Source organism: Chryseobacterium herbae (assembly GCF_025154075.1).
Lineage (GTDB): Bacteria > Bacteroidota > Bacteroidia > Flavobacteriales > Weeksellaceae > Chryseobacterium > Chryseobacterium herbae.
On sequence record NZ_JAOAMU010000003.1, the window covers coordinates 471,095 to 491,038 of the forward strand.

The 19,944-nt window shown below is 36.9% G+C and carries 25 protein-coding genes and 1 tRNA gene; 13 read left to right on the forward strand and 13 right to left on the reverse strand.

The features are described 5' to 3' along the window. Positions 1-50: 50 nt before the first annotated feature. On the reverse strand, positions 51-602 hold the full coding sequence (locus N0B48_RS12125; protein WP_259839050.1) for a YMGG-like glycine zipper-containing protein: 552 nt from the start codon (positions 600-602) through the stop codon (positions 51-53). A gap of 249 nt (positions 603-851) precedes the next feature. Here N0B48_RS12125 and N0B48_RS12130 point away from each other — a divergent pair, with 249 nt between their 5' ends. After that, positions 852-1,301 (forward strand): hypothetical protein, encoded by a 450-nt coding sequence (locus N0B48_RS12130; protein WP_259839051.1) that lies wholly within the window; start codon positions 852-854, stop codon positions 1,299-1,301. A gap of 478 nt (positions 1,302-1,779) precedes the next feature. On the opposite strand, the gene N0B48_RS12135 is transcribed toward N0B48_RS12130, so the two are convergent. Further along, positions 1,780-2,607, reverse strand: a complete 828-nt coding sequence (locus N0B48_RS12135; RefSeq protein ID WP_259839052.1) for a glycosyltransferase family 2 protein — start codon at positions 2,605-2,607, stop codon at positions 1,780-1,782. A gap of 1,033 nt (positions 2,608-3,640) precedes the next feature. Between N0B48_RS12135 and N0B48_RS12140 the strand changes: the two genes are divergently transcribed. From N0B48_RS12140 to N0B48_RS12150, 3 genes are all read left to right on the forward strand, one after another. After that, positions 3,641-5,089, forward strand: coding sequence for a serine hydrolase (locus N0B48_RS12140; RefSeq protein WP_259839053.1), 1,449 nt, complete (start codon positions 3,641-3,643; stop codon positions 5,087-5,089). A 544-nt stretch (positions 5,090-5,633) separates the two neighbouring features. After that, a complete protein-coding gene (locus tag N0B48_RS12145) occupies positions 5,634-6,362 on the forward strand; it encodes a hypothetical protein (protein ID WP_259839054.1) in 729 nt (242 codons plus the stop codon). Positions 6,363-6,514: 152 nt separating this feature from the next. Then, a complete protein-coding gene (locus N0B48_RS12150) occupies positions 6,515-7,243 on the forward strand; it encodes a hypothetical protein (RefSeq protein ID WP_259839055.1) in 729 nt (242 codons plus the stop codon). Between the two features lie 149 nt (positions 7,244-7,392). On the opposite strand, the gene N0B48_RS22955 is transcribed toward N0B48_RS12150, so the two are convergent. The 9 genes from N0B48_RS22955 to thrA form a co-directional block, all read right to left on the reverse strand. Further along, positions 7,393-7,566, reverse strand: coding sequence for a bacteriocin-like protein (locus N0B48_RS22955; protein ID WP_410493270.1), 174 nt, complete (start codon positions 7,564-7,566; stop codon positions 7,393-7,395). 416 nt (positions 7,567-7,982) lie between these two features. Then, positions 7,983-8,171, reverse strand: a complete 189-nt coding sequence (locus tag N0B48_RS12155; protein ID WP_259839056.1) for a bacteriocin-like protein — start codon at positions 8,169-8,171, stop codon at positions 7,983-7,985. A 172-nt stretch (positions 8,172-8,343) separates the two neighbouring features. Beyond that, positions 8,344-8,414: transfer RNA gene (locus tag N0B48_RS12160), tRNA-Cys, on the reverse strand. Positions 8,415-8,481: 67 nt separating this feature from the next. Continuing rightward, positions 8,482-8,961 (reverse strand): RDD family protein, encoded by a 480-nt coding sequence (locus tag N0B48_RS12165; protein ID WP_259839057.1) that lies wholly within the window; start codon positions 8,959-8,961, stop codon positions 8,482-8,484. A 19-nt stretch (positions 8,962-8,980) separates the two neighbouring features. Continuing rightward, entirely contained in the window at positions 8,981-10,339 is a 1,359-nt protein-coding gene (locus tag N0B48_RS12170; RefSeq protein ID WP_259839058.1) for a DUF4403 family protein, read from the reverse strand. 31 nt (positions 10,340-10,370) lie between these two features. Then, entirely contained in the window at positions 10,371-10,742 is a 372-nt protein-coding gene (folB, locus tag N0B48_RS12175; protein ID WP_259839059.1) for a dihydroneopterin aldolase, read from the reverse strand. After that, on the reverse strand, positions 10,739-12,052 hold the full coding sequence (gene thrC, locus N0B48_RS12180) for a threonine synthase (RefSeq protein ID WP_259839060.1): 1,314 nt from the start codon (positions 12,050-12,052) through the stop codon (positions 10,739-10,741). Before thrC ends, folB begins: the two co-directional genes overlap by 4 nt. A 10-nt stretch (positions 12,053-12,062) precedes the next feature. Beyond that, a complete protein-coding gene (locus N0B48_RS12185) occupies positions 12,063-13,004 on the reverse strand; it encodes a homoserine kinase (protein WP_259839061.1) in 942 nt (313 codons plus the stop codon). Positions 13,005-13,014: 10 nt separating this feature from the next. Then, entirely contained in the window at positions 13,015-15,462 is a 2,448-nt protein-coding gene (thrA, locus tag N0B48_RS12190; RefSeq protein WP_259839062.1) for a bifunctional aspartate kinase/homoserine dehydrogenase I, read from the reverse strand. Between the two features lie 31 nt (positions 15,463-15,493). Between thrA and N0B48_RS12195 the strand changes: the two genes are divergently transcribed. The 9 genes from N0B48_RS12195 (at position 15,494) to N0B48_RS12235 (ending at position 18,121) form a co-directional block, all read left to right on the forward strand. Continuing rightward, the gene (locus tag N0B48_RS12195) at positions 15,494-15,709 is read left to right on the forward strand and encodes a hypothetical protein (RefSeq protein ID WP_259839063.1); all 216 of its coding nucleotides are present in this window, start codon (positions 15,494-15,496) and stop codon (positions 15,707-15,709) included. A gap of 134 nt (positions 15,710-15,843) precedes the next feature. Further along, positions 15,844-16,029, forward strand: coding sequence for a hypothetical protein (locus N0B48_RS12200; protein ID WP_259839064.1), 186 nt, complete (start codon positions 15,844-15,846; stop codon positions 16,027-16,029). Positions 16,030-16,240: 211 nt separating this feature from the next. Next, on the forward strand, positions 16,241-16,414 hold the full coding sequence (locus tag N0B48_RS12205; protein WP_259839065.1) for a bacteriocin-like protein: 174 nt from the start codon (positions 16,241-16,243) through the stop codon (positions 16,412-16,414). Between the two features lie 41 nt (positions 16,415-16,455). Continuing rightward, on the forward strand, positions 16,456-16,671 hold the full coding sequence (locus N0B48_RS12210) for a hypothetical protein (RefSeq protein WP_259839066.1): 216 nt from the start codon (positions 16,456-16,458) through the stop codon (positions 16,669-16,671). Positions 16,672-16,702: 31 nt separating this feature from the next. After that, a complete protein-coding gene (locus N0B48_RS12215; protein ID WP_259839067.1) occupies positions 16,703-16,873 on the forward strand; it encodes a bacteriocin-like protein in 171 nt (56 codons plus the stop codon). 34 nt (positions 16,874-16,907) lie between these two features. Further along, positions 16,908-17,108 (forward strand): bacteriocin-like protein, encoded by a 201-nt coding sequence (locus tag N0B48_RS12220; RefSeq protein WP_259839068.1) that lies wholly within the window; start codon positions 16,908-16,910, stop codon positions 17,106-17,108. A gap of 219 nt (positions 17,109-17,327) precedes the next feature. Then, positions 17,328-17,498, forward strand: a complete 171-nt coding sequence (locus N0B48_RS12225) for a bacteriocin-like protein (RefSeq protein ID WP_259839069.1) — start codon at positions 17,328-17,330, stop codon at positions 17,496-17,498. 80 nt (positions 17,499-17,578) lie between these two features. After that, positions 17,579-17,773 carry a bacteriocin-like protein gene (locus N0B48_RS12230; RefSeq protein ID WP_259839070.1) on the forward strand — a complete coding sequence of 65 codons (195 nt, stop codon included), beginning with the start codon at positions 17,579-17,581 and terminating at the stop codon, positions 17,771-17,773. A gap of 141 nt (positions 17,774-17,914) precedes the next feature. Then, positions 17,915-18,121 (forward strand): bacteriocin-like protein, encoded by a 207-nt coding sequence (locus N0B48_RS12235; RefSeq protein WP_259839071.1) that lies wholly within the window; start codon positions 17,915-17,917, stop codon positions 18,119-18,121. A 60-nt stretch (positions 18,122-18,181) separates the two neighbouring features. Here N0B48_RS12235 and nadA read toward each other — a convergent pair whose 3' ends face one another. Both nadA and gmk read right to left on the reverse strand, forming a co-directional pair. Beyond that, positions 18,182-19,201, reverse strand: coding sequence for a quinolinate synthase NadA (gene nadA / locus N0B48_RS12240; protein WP_259839072.1), 1,020 nt, complete (start codon positions 19,199-19,201; stop codon positions 18,182-18,184). 110 nt (positions 19,202-19,311) lie between these two features. Continuing rightward, positions 19,312-19,878: a guanylate kinase gene (gene gmk / locus N0B48_RS12245; RefSeq protein WP_047452124.1), complete on the reverse strand. Its 567-nt coding sequence runs from the start codon at positions 19,876-19,878 to the stop codon at positions 19,312-19,314. Positions 19,879-19,944: the final 66 nt, after the last annotated feature.

A 19,944-nucleotide genomic window follows, 5' to 3' on the forward strand; every position in this document is an offset into this window, starting at 1 on the left:
AAAAAAGATTGCCTAAAAATAAGCAATCTTTAAATGTTATCGTGAAAATATTAATTACGCGGTTGAACTCTTCCGTCTTTTCTGTCCCCGGCTCTACCGATCGTATAACCGGTTGCACCACCAACTACACCGCCAATCACGGCTCCAAGGCCTCTGTTTTTCTTAGCAACAATAGCTCCTAAGGCGGCACCACCTACGGCACCAATAGCGGTTCCTTTAGCGGCTTTACTCCATCCTTTCTTCTTTTGGGTGGTTCCTTGTGAAGAACTGTTTCCGTTATCTGCATAGGTACCGCCTCCTGAATTAGAGTTGGATCCTCTGTCTCTATATATTGTCTTTGTTTCTCTTATGATCTGAGGTTTTGAATTGGCTACAGCAGCAGCCTGAGATTTTTTACTTTCTGAGATGCTGTCTACCTTTTTCTGTGCCTCGTACACTAATTTTTCTTTCTCTATGGCCAGCTTTTGTTTTTCTATATCAAGCTGTCTGGCCTGAAATTCAAGTTTCTGCTCTTCGAGAGATTTTTCAGCTGTCCTGTCGTCTTTCTTACAGGCTGTCAGTAAAAAAACTGATAAAAGACCTGTTAATACTATCTTTCTCATAATTCAAATTTTAATAAGTAGTCTGAGCCAAAACGGCAACAACTTCCTTTGTATTTTCAATTATGAAGCCAAAAATTAGTTAAGGAATGTTAAAATATTAAATCTTTACATAAAACCTACTTTTCGTGCTCGGTCACCATGTGCAGCTTCTCCCTGAGGGTCGGGGTTGGAATGTAATTTTAAGTTAATTAAAGGTTTTTATTCAGTTCACATGAATTAGTTACTTTTGAAATACCAAATTACTTTAATATGAAAATAGCAATTTTTAAAACAATGGCTTTTGTGGCTTTGTCGGTTGCAGCAGTATCGTGCTCTTCCAATGATGATATGATGACGGATGTTAAGCCTCAGGCAAATTCGGAAGTCTCTAAAGAAGCTTCAAAAACGAATACCTACAAAGTGAGATTCGGTCTTATTTCTTTGGATGGAACCAAAACGCTTTCAGGAAATCATGATGTAGGAAGCTTTCTTGCTGAGAATACTGTGACAGGAGAAGTGTTTGATACTTATTATGGTGGCGGTTTCCAAACGCTTCCGGGGTATTATGACGGGATTCCGGCCGGAACTTACACGTTTTCTGCTATGCAGGGACAAGGTGGATGGACAGGCTATGGATCACTGACAGGAACTGTGTCTGATACGCAGGTAGATGCTGACGGGTATGTTACCGTATATATTCCGGTGACCTGGGCTGAATAATCTGTGGTAAAAATATTTACATCCATTTTGAAGATCCTCACCGAAGGTTTTTTTTAATGAATTCATAGATATAAGTGGTTTTTATTCACAGTGTGTGGAAATTTATATTAAATTTAACATTATAAAAAACTGAAAAACTATTAATTATGGATATCTATGACCATTCATTTATTCTGAAACTTATTATTTTGTTTATCTTATCAATGCTCATTATTTTAGGATGTTATTTGATTCTTAAAAAAATCAACCATAAATCTGACTTTTGGTGCTATAGTTATGATTTCCCTTACTGGAAAAAGTACAGTAAAAAAAGATATTAGGACATTAACTGTCTACGAATTCTGTTTGGATTTTTCTAAATAGATTTTTTTCATCATTTGTGTTTTTAGGCCTCCTTGATTGGGGGCCATTTCATTTCTGTTTTATTCTTTTTGATGGGTAATAAAAAAGCTTCTCATTCCTGAGAAGCCTTAATCAATTATATGTTGAAAGTCACTTTTACTTTATTAATCAGCCGGTGAAGCTTTTGGGTCTGATAGTCCAGGAGCTCGTAGATTTCCTGTGCATTGGTATATACATCCGGAACGATCTTATTATTGATTTTGCTGATGCCACGTCTTTTCATCGTATCGTGAATCACTTTGGCAAAAGATTCTTTTGCTCCCTGTTTGAAACTCTGTTGGGAAATGCCATTAGAGTGTAATCTGTACAGATAGAGTGGTTCTTTGATGTATTTTATGCTGCCATGTTCCAGAATTTTCAGGTAGAGATCCTGGTCTACGGCACTTTTTAAAAGGGGATTAATGCCGGAAGTTTTCATGTAAGTTTCTTTTTTAAAGGTAAAGAAGTGAGCAAATTGCGTAGGACAATTAAAAAAATATCGGCTGTTGTAGATCTGTTTGGTGCTTGCAAATATTTTTTCCTGATTTAGATTTTCATCACACAGCATCATCTGGGAATAGGTGGCTGTAATATCAGTTTTTGCAAATTCTTCAGCTGTTTTTTCTAAAGCGTCGGGATAAAGGGCGTCATCAGGATCTACATAAGCGCAGATTTCTCCTTCCGCATACTTCATACATTCTCTTTTCGTATAGCCACAGCCCTGATTAATGGCATTTCTGTATATTCTGAAACGGGAATCATTTTGTATAATGCCCTCAATTCGTTCCACAGAATCATCAGTAGATGCGTCATCAACAATTATAACTTCCCAGTTTCCGTATGTCTGGCTGATCAACGAGTTATAACAGTCTCTAAAGTATTTACCATTGTTGTAATGGGCTATAAGAATAGAGAATTTTATCACGTTATATTGAATTAAATACCAGTGTAAAATTATGAAATAAAATAATTGAAAAACATAACCTCGATCATGGGATATCTGATATTTTTTTTGTATTTTTTGGAATTATGGTGTGTGATGTTTGTTGATAATTGTTTATTGATTAGAATAATTTAAATTGGTTTAAATCATCTAATGATAAGATTATGTGTATGAGTTCCGGACTTTAAATTCGTATTACAGAAAATAAACAGACCAAAAGCATACTTTATGACTGTACTCATAAAATAGGAAAACTAAAATAGAGTATTTTTGACCGTAAGATTAAACGATAGATAATTATTTATACATTATAAAAATTTTTTCATCATTTGTGTTTTTTGAGGCCTCCATTTTTGGGGGCTTTTTATTTTTTGGACATTCTTATGAACGGTTTTTTTTTAACTCATTTAAAACAAAAACTCCCCGTTAAAAGGAGAGTTAAAAAAGTATAGATCAAAAAAAATTAAGGTTAAAAAATTTCCCAATCTTAAAATTTGGAAAAAAATATAAAGGGAAAATGGAAGCAGGTTTGTTATAAATATAAAAGAAAGGTGGTTATTTGTTTATGATCCGGATCATAGATAGTAATTTGATATCGTTCTAAATTTCATTGGAAATCTGTAAGTTATGTCCTTTTTACATAATCGGTACCGGATTTAAACTTTCTATTATGCGATGGGTTTTCCTGTTTTCATCGTCGATTGGAATTCTAAATTAAAATCTCCTCAAAAATAATAACTTCCAAAAAATATAGAAAAGTATTTTCTCTGAAAGCAACTTTGGCACGATTTTTCAATATATGAAGCAACTCATGTTTAATTTGAGTTTTCATGGTTATTAGTTTTTATCCCCAGAGCAATCTGGGGATTTTTTTTTGTATACTATCAGGGTGAAATTTTGCTGTTTATAGTAGATTTTTAACGGAATCGCTGTCAGACATAAAAATAATCATGTTAAATAATTGAAAGATTGTAATAGATTTGATTTTCAGTTGTTTTATATATAAAAATAAGCCATGAGAATTTACCTTTTTATTGTATCATTACTCATTTCTTTGTCCTCTTTTGCTCAAAATATAAGTTCTCAGGTCGATGAAATCATTCATCGGGAGATGAAAACGAGGCGGATTCCCGGAGCACAAATCGCCGTCGTTCAAAACGGGAAGATTGTTTTAAGTAAATCGTATGGAATTGCTAACGTTCAGGATCAGATTGCAGTTGACAACAATACTATTTTTCCTCTTAATTCGAATACAAAAATTTTTACAGGAGTGGCTGTCATGCAGTTGGTTGAGCAGGGTAAAATAAAGCTGGATGCCCCTGTCAATACCTATTTAAATGGCTTACCTGCAGAATGGCAGAAAATAACGATTGATCAACTTTTAACCCATGTTTCAGGACTCCCTGATATGCTGAAACTTTTTGATCCTGTAACGGGAAATGTAGGCCCGTTAAGAACTGAAGAAGCCATTTTTGAAAAGCTTAAAACCAATCCTATGGAATTCAAAACAGGGGAGCAGTTCAGTTATAATCAAACCAATTATTATTTACTGGGAAAAGTTATTGAAAAACTTACCAATCGATCATTTGCAGACTTTTTTGAAGAAAAACAGTTTAAAACGGCCCATTTAGAGAATACCGTTTTTGGAGATTCCAGAGACATAATTCCACATTATGCACCCAGCTACGGTTATAGAAATTTTTTCGACGGAAAAAGAATAAACGAGGATAAATTGGTTAATAATTATTACGAATTCCCGGATTTCACCCGTACAAGCGCCGGCCTTAACAGTACTTCCGAAGATCTCGCCAACTGGATTATTGCCCTGCAAAGTGGTAAAATATTACAAAAATCTTCAACAGTAGATCTGATGTGGTCTCCGGGGAAGTTCAATAACGGAAAGCCTACAGAATGGGTAAGGGGCTGGGGAATTGCGAAGCTTAGAGAAAATCACAAAGCAATCGGAATGTCCGGTGGAAACAGATCTGTTCTGCTTATTTATCCGGATGATCATTTAGCGGTTATTATATTGACCAATTTAGGAGGAAGCGCCCCGGAAGATTTCATTGAAGAAATTGCAGGATGCTATATCCCGGATATTATTAAAGCGGATCCTTTAACCTATCTTCGGAAAAATCTGCAGAAGATAGGATATGAAAATGCCATAGATTTTGTAAAGGCTGAGAAAAAGAAGAATCCGGATTTTCAGCCGCAGGAAGTGGAACTTAATAATTGGGGATATCGTTTGCTCGCTACCAATCAGAAAAAAGAAGCATTGGCTGTTTTTAAGCTCAATGCCTATTTATATCCTGACAGCTGGAATGTATATGACAGCTACGGTGAAATTTTGTTAAAAACCGGCGATAAAAATAAAGCGGTCGAAATGTATAAAAAGTCTATCGACTTAAATCCGGATAATGAAAATGGAAAGCAAATTTTAAAAGAAATTCAGGCTCAAAATTGAAAATGATAAAACAAGCAGATTCTTTATGATCAGGGTCATAAGATGGATGTTGGCTATGGATTAATTTAGCCTTATTTATGATCATTCATTCCCAATCGTTTAGTACTTACAATTCTTCCCGCAATGGGAAGTTTTTTTTTGTTCACCATTTCCTGATTGAAATTATCAGAAAATGGGTAAGGTTTTTATTAGCGTGATAATAGTTTGCTCAAGAAACAGGCTGTTTACAGATAATTAATGAGTCTGTTTTTTGAAACATTATATTGACGGGATCAAAGCATTCATCGTTCTTCTTATGCATTTAAAAAATATTATGCATGATTCAATAGTGTATAAATTATTATATGATTAATTTTGATGAAAATTAATTTAAATATTGTGGATTATTTCTTTAAAATAATCTACTTTTATTCATAATAATAAAAACACATAATGAAAGGCTTGACAACAAGTGAATTAGTATATCATAACCGTATGATGCTAATGTTTATCGTATAAAGACACAAATTAAAAACAATTAAAACTTCACTAAAAAAATCAATTTATGAAGAAAATTTTTTCGATTTTTTACATTTGTACCTCTGTGCTAGGTTTTGCGCAGGTTGGTATTAACACTTCAAATCCACAAACTGTATTTCATGTGGACGGAGGAAAGGACAATCCTATAACAGGAGCACCCACAGCGACACAACAGCTTAATGATTTTGTGGTTACGGCTGCCGGGAACGTTGGAATAGGTTTGATCGCTCCACAAAAAAAGCTGGATATAGATGCTGGTAATGCAAGTCTCAGAATTAGAAATCTGCCCCAGCAAATTCCTGATGACCATGATTTTCTTACGATCAATACAACAAATGGAGACGTGGTAGCAACCCGGTATGTTTATACAACAACCATTACTGTAGCGGCGGCGGCAAATGGAACAGTGACCATTCCAGCCAGTATAAGCATTCCAAACGGAATGTTGGTAGTTAAAACTAATAATACATGCGGAGCAAACATGATTACGAATTTTATTTATTCGGATATTTCTCTTGGATATGCAACATCCATTGCAGGTGATAAAGTGGGCACTTCAACGATTGCCCCTATACCAAGCAGTGGAGGAGGTTCCGGCGTGTGGTCTGTTAAGTTCCCGGGAACTGTAACCTGTGCCACAGGAAATGCTACCCAGTTTGATTTTACGGTTTCAAAACCTACAGCCAGCAGCTATTTGATTGTAAACAACGGCAATATAGCACGAACCTATGTGGTGACTATTTTCCGTTTGTAGTCTTTCGATCCCAAAAAGAGCAGGCTCTCATAAGATTTATTTCATTGAAGAAATAGTCTGGTAAAGCTGTGTTCAGTTAATATTATATCGACTGAAAGCCTTATGGGAATTCAAAAATTACAGGTTTCTGATTTTTACAAAAAAATAAAATTATGAAGAAATTATATATCATACTTTATATACTCATATCTTTTCTGAGTTATGCGCAATTTGGTATTAATACAACCAATACTCAGGGATTATTCCATATAGATGCTGCAAAGGACAATTCTGTTTCTGGAGTTCCTACAGCAGGTCAGCAGGCCAATGATTTTATCATTACATCATCTGGAAATGCGGGAATTGGAACCGTATCTCCGCAAAGAAAATTAGATGTTGATGCCAATAATCAGAGTCTGCGGATTCAGAATCTGCTCCGTCAGGTTCCTGCAGATCATGACCTATTGATAAGAGGAGGAGCTACCGGTGATGTAACTACAGCAAAATACAGCTATTCTATAAACAGTACAAGTATATTGCCGGGAGCAAGCGGTACTGTTACAATACCTGCTGCAGTCAATATTCCAGCGGGAATGCTGATTGTAAGATCTGGGAATGCGTGCGGAAGAACAATGATTTCTACTTATATGTACTCTGATATAGCACTTGGATATTTAAGTGCTGTTGCCAGGGACAAAGTAGGAACTGTAATAAGCTCTGCAGGCGGAGCCGGAACATCAGCCACCTGGGGACTTCAGTTTGCCAATGTAACCGGTTGTGCTGATGGTGGAGGAGCTACCCAATTTGACTATACCCTGGTTAAAACGGCTGCTAATACATATACCATTACCAATAATGGAAATATAGCCAGAACATATACTTTTACGGTGTTCCGTTTATAAATGACTTTTTTGAATAATAATAGTAAATCCCGTTTCAAACGGGATTTTTTATGGGAATTATATTTAAAGAAAATAAAGAATGAAGGGAAATATGTAACTGGTAAAGTACTCCAATGAAAAACCCCTCTAAAAAAGAAGGGTTTAAATTATTAAGGCTTAACTTTCGGAACACAACCACATGCACAATCCCAGATATCCTGGTCTGGAAAGCATGCACCTACTGCCTGACACATATAAATGTATCCAACTCGGCAATAAGGAACTGCACCTCCACCGGCAACATTTTTTAAATCTTCTCTCGTTAGCTTTTTGAAATTTTTCATAGTTAAGTATTTATTCGTTAGATTTCAAATATAGCAATATTCCATTGATGGGGAATTAACTTTTTTAAAGAATTTTATTATGTTAAATTCGATTAATAATGGAAAAAATAATATAAAATGTAGTATGTGGTTAATTATTTTTTAAATTCTTTGCAGATTATGATTAGTAGATTTTATCAAGGTTTCGGCAGATATAAGAAAAGATACCACAAAAGTCACGATTTATGGATTTAATATATTCAACGGCATAAACCTTGGATATAAAAAACCGCATCACTAATAGTATATCTTTCTCAAAAAAATTACAGTTTTGTCTCCCGTGCCCCGGGAGGTTTTTTTATTTTCCAAGTTTGTCTCGGTAAAGGCTGGCTTTAAAAGAAGGAAAATGAAAAACCCTCTAAAAAGAGGGCTTTGATTTATCTTGGAAAAGGAAGTGTGTTCACAGGATAGCATCCACACAGACAATCCCATTGATCGAAGTTTTCATCACATATTCCAAGAGCCTCACATCTCCAAATAGCTCCCCTAGGGCATGTCGGAACATTAGGACCTCCGCCTTTCAATTGCTTTAATTCTTCTCTTGAGATTTTCTTTAAATTTTTCATAGTTAAGTATTTAATTCGTTTAGGTCCCAAATATAATAATATTCCAATAATGGAGAATTAATTTTTTAAAGAAAATTATTATGTTAATTTGATATATTGGTGAAATTGATTTTAAATATAGGATGTATAAAAAACAAAAAACCTCTAATTATTTTAATTAGAGGTTTTAAAGAGGTACCTAGCGGATTCGAACCGCTGTAGATGGTGTTGCAGACCACTGCCTAGCCGCTCGGCCAAAGTACCATTTTTACCATTTTTGAGGTGTGCAAATATAGCAAAAATTCTTAATGAACAAAAATTTTTAAATAATTTATTTCGCTCCAATGCTGTTGATATCGCTTTTTAGCTGTCTTTCAGCATCATAATTTTTAATGTTGATGACACGGGTATTGCTCCAACTGTCATGAAGCCCATTTTCTCCTAAAAATGAAAGCTGATCAACTACTATAATTCCTCTTATCATATTTCTTAAAAAATAATCTCCTACAGATGGTTTTTGGCCATCGGTCATAATCACTTTTGTACCCGTAATCAGTTTCCCCAAGCTTCTCCCGCCGGTTAAAGCTTCCACTAAAAAAGAAAATAATGCATAGGAAATAATACCGAGCAATCTTAACGCAAGGTCATGTGCATTGGCTAGCCATTCTCCGTAAGCAGGGTTGATGACAGTCAGTAGCATCAGAATGATAAAAAATACGATATAAAATGCAACAAGATCAATCATATAATTGGCAAATCTTGCGCCTTTGGAAGCCCGATGTCTATCGATTATCTGTAAATATTTTCTCATGGATTAGTTTTTTATAAATTTAAATTCCGTTGAGTATTAGTTTTAAAGTAGCGTTGGTTTCAATGACCGCAGTGATTCCCGATTCGTTTAAAAGAATGCTGCCGGGTTTCAGATTGTAAACCCGGCCGTTCATTTTTAAACCTTTGTAATATTCTTTGTTAAACGCGTCTTCAATACTTTTCTTCGAGGCCAGTTCAAGATCCTGAGTCGGAATTCCGTACTCATCTTCAATCATTTTCACGATCTTTCCTTTAAAGAGCAGCGTAGCGGTTTTTTGAAGGATATTGGCGGTTTTCAGATTGAATTTCGTATTGGAAAGCACAATCTTCTTTTTCGTTTCGTCATAAACAGGGATTCCGGAGATCAGCGCTTTACCATTCACATAACCTTCCGTTTCAGCCTCAATAATCACCCTTCCGTCCAAACCATAAACCCTGATGTCTTTGATCTTCACCTTAGAACCTCTCACGTCATATTCTTTGTTCATGAACATATTTCTTGCAATATTCGTTGCCTCGGAAAAAGGAACATTAGCGGTGGTTTGAAGAAGAAATTTATCCGCTAAAACAGGAACAAGAGTAAAATTACCTGCTGATTTTACGTTGGGTGATGCAGCTGGCTTGCTTCCGGTAAATGTTTCCGAATAAATATCCATTCCGATATTCGTGGTGATCTCATTGCCATAGAACTTCAATGGAGTAATATTGACACCTACCGGACTTATTTTCAGCCAGGTATTATATTCCTCCGAAATATTAAAAGGCTGTGAAAAGACATTCCAGGCCATTACCGCATATTGCTGAAAATTAAGTTGGGCATTCATCTGCTGATCAATCGTTTTGGCGAATTTTCCCTGCTGTTCTTTCAGGCTTTTTTCTACCAGTGATGTGATTGGAATCTGGATTTTACCATAGTTGAGAACAGGTTTTGTTACCCATCTGAAACCATTAGGCTGCGTATTGGTAGAAATCGTCCAGTTATTGTTAAAATTGATTGTTGTGTTAAAGGACATCACCGTTTCAAAAGTCGTGTTCTGGTACGAATACACGCCCAAAGTACCGATCCCTTTTTCTGCCCATATTTTCAACGGAACTTCTATCAATAGATTTTGACTCGTTCCGCCTACCAGACGGATAGGACGGGTTTTCCAGACTTTTACTTTGAACTGATCGTTGTTGTTATCCGTATAGGAATCATCCTGAAATACCAGTTCTTTTACCGAAGCATTGATCATGTTACTGATCTCAGAAAGCGGAATGGTAACCGGCATGGTGATGCTGGATCTGATCTTCGGAAAATTATACGTTGGCGTATCACCTGCAGTCTGACCGAAAACTACGGCAAAACTTAATAAAAATAATAATTTGATGGATTTCAATGCTTTATGTTTTTTTAGTGAAAATAAAAAATTATTGGTCACCGGGTTTGAAACTTTTTTCCAGTTCGATGCTTGCGCCTTTCATTTCGCCCTGCATCGGTGGGGAAGTTTTTGTAATTTTCAATTTGATGTAAGAAATCTGAGGAAAACTTTCATGAATCTTCATCGTAATTCTTCCCGCTACATGTTCCAGTAATTTAGATTTGATAGCCATTTCCTGATGAATGATTCCGTTGATATCAGCATAACTGATCGTATCATTCAGATCATCCGTTTCAGCGGCTTTCCAAAGATCCGTGTGCAGTTCAGCATTTAAAATATAATAGGTGCCGATGATGTTTTCTTCGGGAAGAACCCCGTGGTACGCATATATTTTTACATCTTCAAGAGAGATCTTGCTCATTGTTCGTGATTTTTATTCAGCAAAAATCGTTTTAATTCTTCAAAATCTGCATGTATTTCTACAGTTTTTTTCTCCTTTTTCATCAGATCGTTCAATGCTTCAGGAATCTCAATCTTAATAGACGTTGCTTTTTCTACTGCTTCAGGGAATTTCACCGGATGAGCAGTTCCCAGAATAAATCCTTTTTTACCTGGATGTTCATTCAGATATTGTTCGAGGGAAGTAAAGGCAACCGCGCCGTGAGGGTCAAGAATATAGCCGTACTTTTCATAAACTTCCGCAATAGTTTTCAGTGTAGATTCATCATCTACAGAATATCCCGAGATCATGTTTTTCAAATCTTCAAACTGATGCCCAAAAAGTTCAAGGATTCTGGTGAAATTGCTTGGGTCTCCCACATCCATGGCATTAGATAAAGTAGCGACTGCTTTTTTAGGATGATATTCATTTGATTTCAGATAATCCGGAACCACATCATTTTCATTACAGGCAGCTATAAAATGTTCGGCCGGAAGTCCTCGGAAATAAGCCAAAAGTCCTGCACAGATGTTCCCGAAATTTCCACTTGGAACACAGATAACAGGATCTGTATTTTCCCGCTGTTGCCATTGTTTTAAGGCTAATACATAATAAATCTGCTGAGGAAGCCATCTAGCAATATTAATAGAATTGGCTGAAGTTAAAAACAATTCGGAATTAATGCTTTCATCTGAAAAAGCCTGCTTTACAAGATGCTGACAGTCATCAAAATTTCCGTCTACTTCCAATGCAGAAATATTTCCACCCAGTGCGGTAAGCTGCTTTTCCTGAACCGGACTCACCCTGTTTTTAGGATAAAGGATAACCACATTGATTCCCGGAACGTTATAAAACCCATGGGCAACAGCTCCTCCTGTATCACCGGAAGTGGCAACCAAAACCGTTACTTTTTTATCCTGATCTTTCAGAAAATACGACAGGCAACGGCTCATAAATCTAGCACCGACATCTTTAAAGGCTAAGGTCGGTCCATGGAAAAGTTCCAGAACGGATATCTGCTCATTGATTTTTTTCAAAGGAATGTCAAAGCTGACTGTTTCTGCAGCAATTTTCTTTAATTCTTCCACTGGAATTTCGTCCCCGATAAGATCTTTCATGCATCGGAATGCAATTTCTTCATCAGAATAAAGATGCAGATTGGAGATGAATTCTTCATCAAATTGAGGAATAGTTTCCGGGAAAAACAATCCTTTCTGGCTACCCTGGCTTTTTATAGTGGCCGTTTTAAAATCAACGGTTTCCTGGTTGTCTTTTAAATTATAATACTTCATTGTCCTTGCTTTATTGGTTTTCATCATTAATTTCTTCAACGATTTCGATTCCCGCAGGATTTATTTTTGAAATGTATACAAAACTTTCAATCTCAATTTCGTCATACACCGACTTCATCAGCTGAGTAATTCTTTCTGCCGTTTCTTTGGTCTCTGCCAGCATAAAAATGGATGGCCCGGAACCTGAAATTCCACCGCCGAGCGCTCCAGCTTCTAAACTTTTCATTTTAATTTCATCAAATTTTGGAATCAAAATACTACGGATAGGTTCTATCAATACATCATTGAGGCTTCGTCCGATCAATGGAATGTCGTTTTTTAAAATTCCCGCGACCAGTCCTGCGATATTTCCCCACTGTTCTACCGCATCCTTCAGGAGGATATTTTTCTTTAAGATCTGTCGTGCATCGGAAGTCTTCACTTCAACCTGAGGATGTACAGCTGCCACAAACAGATTGGGAGTACTCAACGGAATAATATCAATAGGAGAGGAGGATTTCACCAATGTGATGCCGCCATAAATGCACGGTGCAATATTATCGGCATGACGCACTCCTGAGGCCAGTTCTTCCCCAAACATAGCGAAGTGAACCAGTTCTTCATTTGACAGAATATTTCCTAACAAAACATTGGCCCCAAAAGCGGCTCCTGCGGCACTTGCCGCACTGGAACCAAGCCCGCTGCCCGGCTTAATATGTTTGCGGATCGTTACTTCAAAACCTTTCGTCAGCTTGAGATGTTGCTGGATATTCTGCAGAACAACGCCCGCCACATTTTGAGAAGGATTTTCCGGAAGCCCGAAATGATCTTCATGTCTGATAATGATCTCCGGGCTGTCCAGTAATTTCAGTTCCATTTCGTCGTATGGCTCATGGATGGCCATTCCAAGGATATCAAATCCGCAAACGAGATTGGCGACGGTGGCCGGAACTTTTATTTTTATTTTTTTCATACTATTTATTTTAAACGGATCTTATAATATCTGCAAAAACACCACTGGCAGTGACTTCAGCTCCCGCACCGGCACCTTTTACCACAAGAGGCTGCTCAGAATATCTTAAAGTTTTAAAGATGACGATATTGTCTTTACCATAAAGATGATACAAATCGCTGTCCGGAGCGGCGTGCTGCAGTCCGACTTTGGCTTTTCCGTCTTTAAAATCAGCGGTATATTTTAAAATTTTGCCTTCTTTTTGGGCATCATTCAGTAAACTTTTGAAATGATCTTCATACTCGGTAAGTTTGAGATAAAAGTCTTCCACACTTCCCTGAAGACATTCCTCGGGAAGGAAGCTTTCATTTTCAATTTCATCAAACTGAAGGGCATATCCGGCTTCTCTGGCTAAAATTAAAATCTTGCGGGCGACATCAATTCCTGTAAGATCCAAACGCGGATCTGGTTCAGTATAGCCTTCTTTCTGAGCTTGGGCAACCACTTCAGAGAATGTTCTGCTTCCATCATAATTATTGAAAACAAAATTTAAAGTTCCACTTAGAACCGCCTGAATAGATGTGATTTTGTCGCCACTTTTCATTAAATCATTAATAGTTCCAATCACGGGAAGTCCGGCGCCTACATTGGTTTCAAAGTAAAAATTGCAGTTATGATTTCGGGCAGTACGTTTTAAGGTTTTATACTGTTCAAAATCTGAAGAAGCTGCGATTTTGTTGCAGGCGACAATATTCACACTCCTTTTTAATAAATCTTCATACACTTCTGGGACCGATGAACTGGCGGTTACATCTATAAATACCGAGTTCCGGAGATTCCGTGAAATGATTTCGTCTGCAAATCCATGGATAGAAGCTTCAATCGCTTCTTGATTCCAATTGTTGAATTCACGTTCAGAAATTCCATGATCAGAAAAGAACATCCTCCGGCTGTTTGAAATTCCGGCAATTCTTAAATTGATCAAATGATTTTCCTGCAGATAATTGTTCTGTTCATAAATTTGCTGCACCAATTTTGAACCCACATTTCCAGTTCCACAGATATAAAGATGGACCTGTTTTATTTCCGATTCAAAAAACTCTTCATGTAAAATGTTGACCGCTTTTCTGGTGTCTTTTTCAGAAATAACGATGCTGATATTCCTTTCAGAAGATCCCTGGGCAATAGCTCTGATATTGATCCCGTTATTTCCCAGACATCCGAACATCTTGGCACTGATACCGCTTCTGTTTTTCATGTTTTCTCCAACCAGAGCCACAATTGAAAGCCCGGTTTCTATTTTTACAGGAGCCATTCGCTGTAGCTGTATATCGTCTTCAAAAGCTGCATTCACCACATTTTCGGCATGAAACACCTCTTTTTCATTGACAGCAATAGTAATGGAATGTTCCGAAGATCCCTGAGTAATAAGAATCACATTTATTTTTTCAAAACTCAGGCACTGGAAAAGCTTTGCTGAAATTCCCGGAATTCCTACCATTCCGCTTCCTTCCAGAGTAAGAAGAGCAATATGACTCATATTCGAAACTCCGGCTGCAGGTTGTTTTTCATTTTCAGACTTATTGAGATTGTGGGAAACCAAAGTTCCATAGGCTTCCGGATCAAATGTATTTTTGATCTTAAGGTCAATATTTTTCGCCATGACAGGCTGTATGGAAGGTGGATAGAGAACCTTAGCTCCAAAATGAGAGAGTTCCATCGCTTCATGATAAGAAATCTCAGGAATAGGTTTGGCGTTGGATGCCAGTCTCGGATCTGCAGTCATCATACCGCTTACGTCGGTCCAGATCTGGAGTTCCTCAACAGACACAGCTGCTGCAATGATGGATGCAGTATAATCTGAACCGCCACGTCCTAATGTGGTGGCATTGCCATTATTATCTTTAGCTATAAAACCGGGTGCAACAATGATTTGGTTTTGATGAGCAGCGATATAGTTTTTGAGATTTTCGTCTGTGGAGTCAAAATCTACCTTAGCATGAGCAAAATTGCTGTCGGTTCTGATCAGTTCAGCTGAATTCATCCAAAGACTGTCCAGTCCTTCGTGCTGAAGCCGTGCTGCTATAATATTTGAAGAGAGAAATTCACCGTAGGAAGTGATTCTGTCCCTTATTTTATCTGTGAATTCACCTAATACAAAGATTCCGTTGTAGATATCTTCCATATCATTGCAATGTTTTTTAACGAAGCTCAGCCATGAGCTCTGCTCTAAAATAGGGATCAGTTCTTTGACGAGATCAAGGTGTTTTTCTTCAATATTTTTGATGATCGGGATATAATTTTCGTCTTTAACAGCAGCATATTCTGCCGCTTTTATAAGACTGTCAGTAATTCCATGAAGGGCTGAAACGACAACGATAATCCTGTTCTGTGAAGATTCTTTTTTGATAATATGTTCTGCCAGAAGAATATTCCGGGCATTGGCGACAGATGTACCGCCGAATTTTAAGACTTTCATCTATGATGTATTTGAGATTGGAGAAAAGCGAATGTTTGCTCTTTTAAAAAAAAGAGTATGGGTGCAGGAAATGATATGTGAAAATGTACCCCGCTACGGGGTAGATGTTGTAGATGTAATCGTTGATGTAGAAACAGAAGATAGTCCCGAAATAAGTAATTCCGGTGTAGAAATATCTGATATGTTTCTTAGAAAGTTCATTCTTTACGGAACAAATGTACAAATTATTTTGAGATGGCCATATTAATTAATGGTATATATCTGTATTATTTAATTCATAATAAAGAGAAATATATTAGGTTTTAAGCTTTGTTTTTCCAGTAAAACTGCTATATTTAGGCGTTAAAATAAAACAAAATAAACATGAAGAATTTAAAAAAAATGACCCGAAAACATTTGGGAATGATTAATGGAGCTGCTGCTTCCAATTGTAATAGCTGCCCTAAAGGCGGATTTGGTCCTGGTGGCTCTGCAGCAGGCTATACCTATTCATGCGAGGATTATTATGAACTTGTTACGGCACGTTGCAGTACCTGCGTTATTGTTAGCTCGGCGTGTTTCCAATAACCGAAATATAAAAGAAATTAAAGAGACTGTCTGAAAAGGCAGTCTTTTTTTATGCAGAATAACGGTAATCACCCAAAATGGATCACTTACTTAATATTCAGCTACACCTGTGAATTCTGGTTTTGTTTTGAAGTCTGTACGTTTCATATTTGTCTAACATATCAACAGAGTGTGAAAAATAACAACAATAGTAATTTAAACTCAGAATATTATGAAAAAATTTAAAAAACTTTCCAGAAAAGAATTAAAAACGGTGGCGGGTGCCGGCATAGATTGTGGTCCTTTCCCATGTGTCTGCATTTATACCCATTATTGGTGTGAATATGCGAAGAAATGTATTCCCAAAGGAATCTATTGTGGAAAAATTCCGGTGGAAGTAGAATAGTGATTGTCATTAAATGTATCATTAAAAACCAAGAGATCAATATGAAAAATGCAAATAAAATATCAAGAGAAAAACTCAAAAATATTACTGGCGGCTATGGCTATATTTTAATTAACTGTAATACGCCAAATGGAGGTTTTACGAAGTGCAGTGTTCTGCGGGACATTCAAGTTTGTCCGCCGGTTTATCAAGTTTGTACTGCCAGTAATTGCCTTGAAGGTGGAGGATGCGGCATGCCCGGCCTTGAAATAAAATAGTAAATTAAAAATTTGCGTAATACCAATCATTATGAAAAACCTGAAAAAACTTTCAAGAGAACAAAAAAGTAAAATCAGCGGTGGGTTTACTGAGTTTCAAATCGAAACCTGTGGCGGTGCTGCTTATGTATGTTTCCGTGGAGGCGGTGCCTGGGGATGCTGGAGAAAACCCGGTGGAACCTGTTATCCTCCGATGGTGTAATTAATAAAACTATATCAATCTCAAAAAAAATATTATGAAAAAATTATCAAAAGAGCAATTGAAAAGCATCAACGGTGCCGCTTGCCCAGGAGGATGTCCTTATCCTGCGGGAACTACTTTCGGTCCTCCGGGATCCGGTGCTACCCGAAACTGCCAGCAATATAATGCTTTGAGCGACTGCTGTAAAGGTCAGTATCTTGTACATATGGGTTGCGTAGGTCCAATTGTTAACTAATCCGGACTGAAAGAGCAGAGGTGGAAGAAGTTTCTTCGATTATAATTATGGGGGTTTAAAAATAGGAGTAACGAAGCTGAGACTAATTATTTTACCAGCTTTTACATCTCCCGTCTCCGCTCTTTTATTTTTCTATCTTAATTCATTATTTCTCAAACATATAATATTTCATCATTCAGGGATAAAATACTATATTTATGAAACAAAATAAAAATTAATATGAAAAATTTCAAAAAACTCTCAAGAGAACAAAAAAGTAAGATCAGTGGTGGAATTACCGATTTTCAGATTGAAACCTGCGGAGGTGCTGGCTACGTATGTTTCCGTGGAGGCGGTGCCTGGGGCTGCTGGAGAAAACCTGGAGGTATCTGTTATGCACCAATGCTGTAATTAAAAAATGCTCTGCTTTTAATGATATTTTCCATGGATCAGGTTTAAAATCATATATTTATAAACCAAAACAAATTAATATGAAAAATCTGAAAAAATTAAACAGAGCAATTTTGAAATCGGTTAATGGTGGAAATGTCTGTTATGAAAACTGTCCTCCAGGACCTTATGGACCAGGACCGGATTACCCAAGATCATGCGATGATTTTAATGCTTTACCTGAATGCTGTAAATTACGGGTAAAAGTAGATTATCTATGTTCCGGACCATTATAAGTATAAGAAAGCACTGTTTTAAGGATAGTGCTTTTTTCGTCTTTTAAAGGAGTATTCTAAGTATTTGATTTTTTTTAATATGTATATCACCTGTGTGGGATAAAATGATTATATTTAAAACTCAAAAAAATTAAAATTATCATGAAAAATTTAAAAAAATTAAACAGAAAAGAGTTGGGTAAAGTAAACGGAGCAGCGGGTCCATCAAGATGTTCAGGATGTCCTCAAAATGCTACTTTTGGAGATGGACCTGAATATAAGTATCCATGTTCAGCTTATCAGGGACTTGCAGATCAGTGTAAAATGTGTGTTCTTGTAAGTATGGAGTGTGTAAATCCTGAATTATAAAAAAAGGTACTGTTTTCTAAACATTTAGAAAACAGTACCTTTTTTACTATTTATTTTTAATTATTTGATGCTTTTTGAAAGATCCAGCATCGCTTCAATAGGTTTCAGAGCTCTTAAACGAAGCTCTTCGTCAATAAGGATTTCCGGAAGTTCATATTTCATGCACAAATACAATTTTTCCATCGTATTCCGTTTCATGTAGAAACATTCCGAACAGTTACAGCTTTCGTCAAAAACCAAAGCAGGAATCAGTTCTTTGTGCGGCGCACGTTTTCTCATTTCGTGAAGAATTCCTTCCTCAGTAGCGATAATGAATTTCTGACAGTCATCTTTCTCAACAAAATTCAACAGGGCAGAAGTAGACCCGATGAAGTGAGCCAGTTTCAGAACTGCTTCTTCACTTTCAGGGTGTGCAATCATTTTGGCATCGGGATTGTCAGCCAGCTGCTGAGCAATTCTTTCCATAGAAAATGCCTCATGTACTACACAACTTCCATCCCAAAGGATCATATCACGACCGGTTTTTTTAGATAAATATCTTCCTAAATTTTTATCTGGCGCAAAAATGATGGGTCTGTCGGTTGGTAAAGCTTCAATCACGGTTTCAGCATTTGAACTGGTTACGATGATGTCACTTTCTGCTTTTGTTTCCGCATTACAATTGATGTACGTAGCGATCAGGGCATTCGGGTGCTGCTCACGCATCTTCCTAAGGCCTTCTCCTGAACATCCGTCTGCCAGAGAACATCCTGCCATAGTATCAGGAAGAACTACTTTTTTAGTTGGGTTCAGAATTTTAGCGGCTTCAGCCATGAAATGTACCCCGCAGAATACGATCATGTCTGCATTGGTATCTTTGGCCTGTCTGGCCAGCTGTAAAGAATCTCCCAGGAAATCAGCGATATCCTGAATTTCTCCCGGCTGGTAATAATGGGCAAGGATCACCGCATTTTTTTCTTCTTTAAGCTTCAGAATAGCTTTCACTAATTCTTCTCCTTGAGGAATCGCTATATCTTTTATATCCAGAAATCCTCTTACGGGAATCGCAGATTTAGCTTTTTCTAATGTTTCGGTACTCATATCAACCTCAAATTTTTGATTATAGAAGTTAGAGTTTAGAAATTAGAAGTTAGAGCTTCGATGTGTCTTAAATGGGTATAACGGCACAACTAACCTCTAATTTCTAGCTTCTAGTTTCTTTCTATAAATTTTTTTATTAAACTTTCTATTTCTTTTTTTGCTTCATCAAGATCGGTATTGATCACGATCCTGTCAAACTCTTTCGCATAGGTCATTTCTTCTCCGGCCTTTGCTACTCGGGTTTTGATGGTTTCTGCATCATCTGTGTTTCTGGAGATCAATCTTCGTTCCAATTCTTCTATGGAAGGCGGTTCAATGAAAATAGACAGGGCTTTTTCTCCAAAATATTTTTTTAAAGAAATTCCTCCTTTTACGTCCACATCAAAGATCACCACTTTTCCCTGATTCCAGATCTTTTCCACTTCAGATTTTAAAGTACCGTAATATTTGTCAGTATACACTTCTTCATATTCTACAAAAGCATCTTCCGCTATTTTCTGTCTGAATTCATCCGGACTTAAAAAATGATAATCTACGGCATGGGCTTCACTTCCTCTCGGCTGTCTTGTCGTGCATGAGATAGAAAATGCCAGTTCAGGAAATGTTTCCAGAGAATGTCTTACTAATGTAGTTTTTCCGCTTCCAGACGGCGCTGAAAATATGATTACTTTATCCATTTAGATTAGAGATTTTTAGATTAGAGACAAGAGAATAAAATCTCTGATCTCTTGTCTATAGGTCTA

What these genes read in the sequence shown, in the direction of transcription:
- N0B48_RS12125 (WP_259839050.1), bottom strand. Translation starts at nt 602, where the DNA reads ATGAGAAAGATAGTATTAACAGGTCTTTTATCAGTTTTTTTACTGACA.
- N0B48_RS12130 (WP_259839051.1), top strand. Translation starts at nt 852, where the DNA reads ATGAAAATAGCAATTTTTAAAACAATGGCTTTTGTGGCTTTGTCGGTT.
- N0B48_RS12140 (WP_259839053.1), top strand. Translation starts at nt 3,641, where the DNA reads ATGAGAATTTACCTTTTTATTGTATCATTACTCATTTCTTTGTCCTCT.
- N0B48_RS12145 (WP_259839054.1), top strand. Translation starts at nt 5,634, where the DNA reads ATGAAGAAAATTTTTTCGATTTTTTACATTTGTACCTCTGTGCTAGGT.
- N0B48_RS12150 (WP_259839055.1), top strand. Translation starts at nt 6,515, where the DNA reads ATGAAGAAATTATATATCATACTTTATATACTCATATCTTTTCTGAGT.
- N0B48_RS22955 (WP_410493270.1), bottom strand. Translation starts at nt 7,566, where the DNA reads ATGAAAAATTTCAAAAAGCTAACGAGAGAAGATTTAAAAAATGTTGCC.
- N0B48_RS12155 (WP_259839056.1), bottom strand. Translation starts at nt 8,171, where the DNA reads ATGAAAAATTTAAAGAAAATCTCAAGAGAAGAATTAAAGCAATTGAAA.
- N0B48_RS12165 (WP_259839057.1), bottom strand. Translation starts at nt 8,961, where the DNA reads ATGAGAAAATATTTACAGATAATCGATAGACATCGGGCTTCCAAAGGC.
- folB (WP_259839059.1), bottom strand. Translation starts at nt 10,742, where the DNA reads ATGAGCAAGATCTCTCTTGAAGATGTAAAAATATATGCGTACCACGGG.
- thrC (WP_259839060.1), bottom strand. Translation starts at nt 12,052, where the DNA reads ATGAAGTATTATAATTTAAAAGACAACCAGGAAACCGTTGATTTTAAA.
- N0B48_RS12185 (WP_259839061.1), bottom strand. Translation starts at nt 13,004, where the DNA reads ATGAAAAAAATAAAAATAAAAGTTCCGGCCACCGTCGCCAATCTCGTT.
- thrA (WP_259839062.1), bottom strand. Translation starts at nt 15,462, where the DNA reads ATGAAAGTCTTAAAATTCGGCGGTACATCTGTCGCCAATGCCCGGAAT.
- N0B48_RS12195 (WP_259839063.1), top strand. Translation starts at nt 15,494, where the DNA reads ATGTTTGCTCTTTTAAAAAAAAGAGTATGGGTGCAGGAAATGATATGT.
- N0B48_RS12200 (WP_259839064.1), top strand. Translation starts at nt 15,844, where the DNA reads ATGACCCGAAAACATTTGGGAATGATTAATGGAGCTGCTGCTTCCAAT.
- N0B48_RS12205 (WP_259839065.1), top strand. Translation starts at nt 16,241, where the DNA reads ATGAAAAAATTTAAAAAACTTTCCAGAAAAGAATTAAAAACGGTGGCG.
- N0B48_RS12210 (WP_259839066.1), top strand. Translation starts at nt 16,456, where the DNA reads ATGAAAAATGCAAATAAAATATCAAGAGAAAAACTCAAAAATATTACT.
- N0B48_RS12215 (WP_259839067.1), top strand. Translation starts at nt 16,703, where the DNA reads ATGAAAAACCTGAAAAAACTTTCAAGAGAACAAAAAAGTAAAATCAGC.
- N0B48_RS12220 (WP_259839068.1), top strand. Translation starts at nt 16,908, where the DNA reads ATGAAAAAATTATCAAAAGAGCAATTGAAAAGCATCAACGGTGCCGCT.
- N0B48_RS12225 (WP_259839069.1), top strand. Translation starts at nt 17,328, where the DNA reads ATGAAAAATTTCAAAAAACTCTCAAGAGAACAAAAAAGTAAGATCAGT.
- N0B48_RS12230 (WP_259839070.1), top strand. Translation starts at nt 17,579, where the DNA reads ATGAAAAATCTGAAAAAATTAAACAGAGCAATTTTGAAATCGGTTAAT.
- N0B48_RS12235 (WP_259839071.1), top strand. Translation starts at nt 17,915, where the DNA reads ATGAAAAATTTAAAAAAATTAAACAGAAAAGAGTTGGGTAAAGTAAAC.
- nadA (WP_259839072.1), bottom strand. Translation starts at nt 19,201, where the DNA reads ATGAGTACCGAAACATTAGAAAAAGCTAAATCTGCGATTCCCGTAAGA.
- gmk (WP_047452124.1), bottom strand. Translation starts at nt 19,878, where the DNA reads ATGGATAAAGTAATCATATTTTCAGCGCCGTCTGGAAGCGGAAAAACT.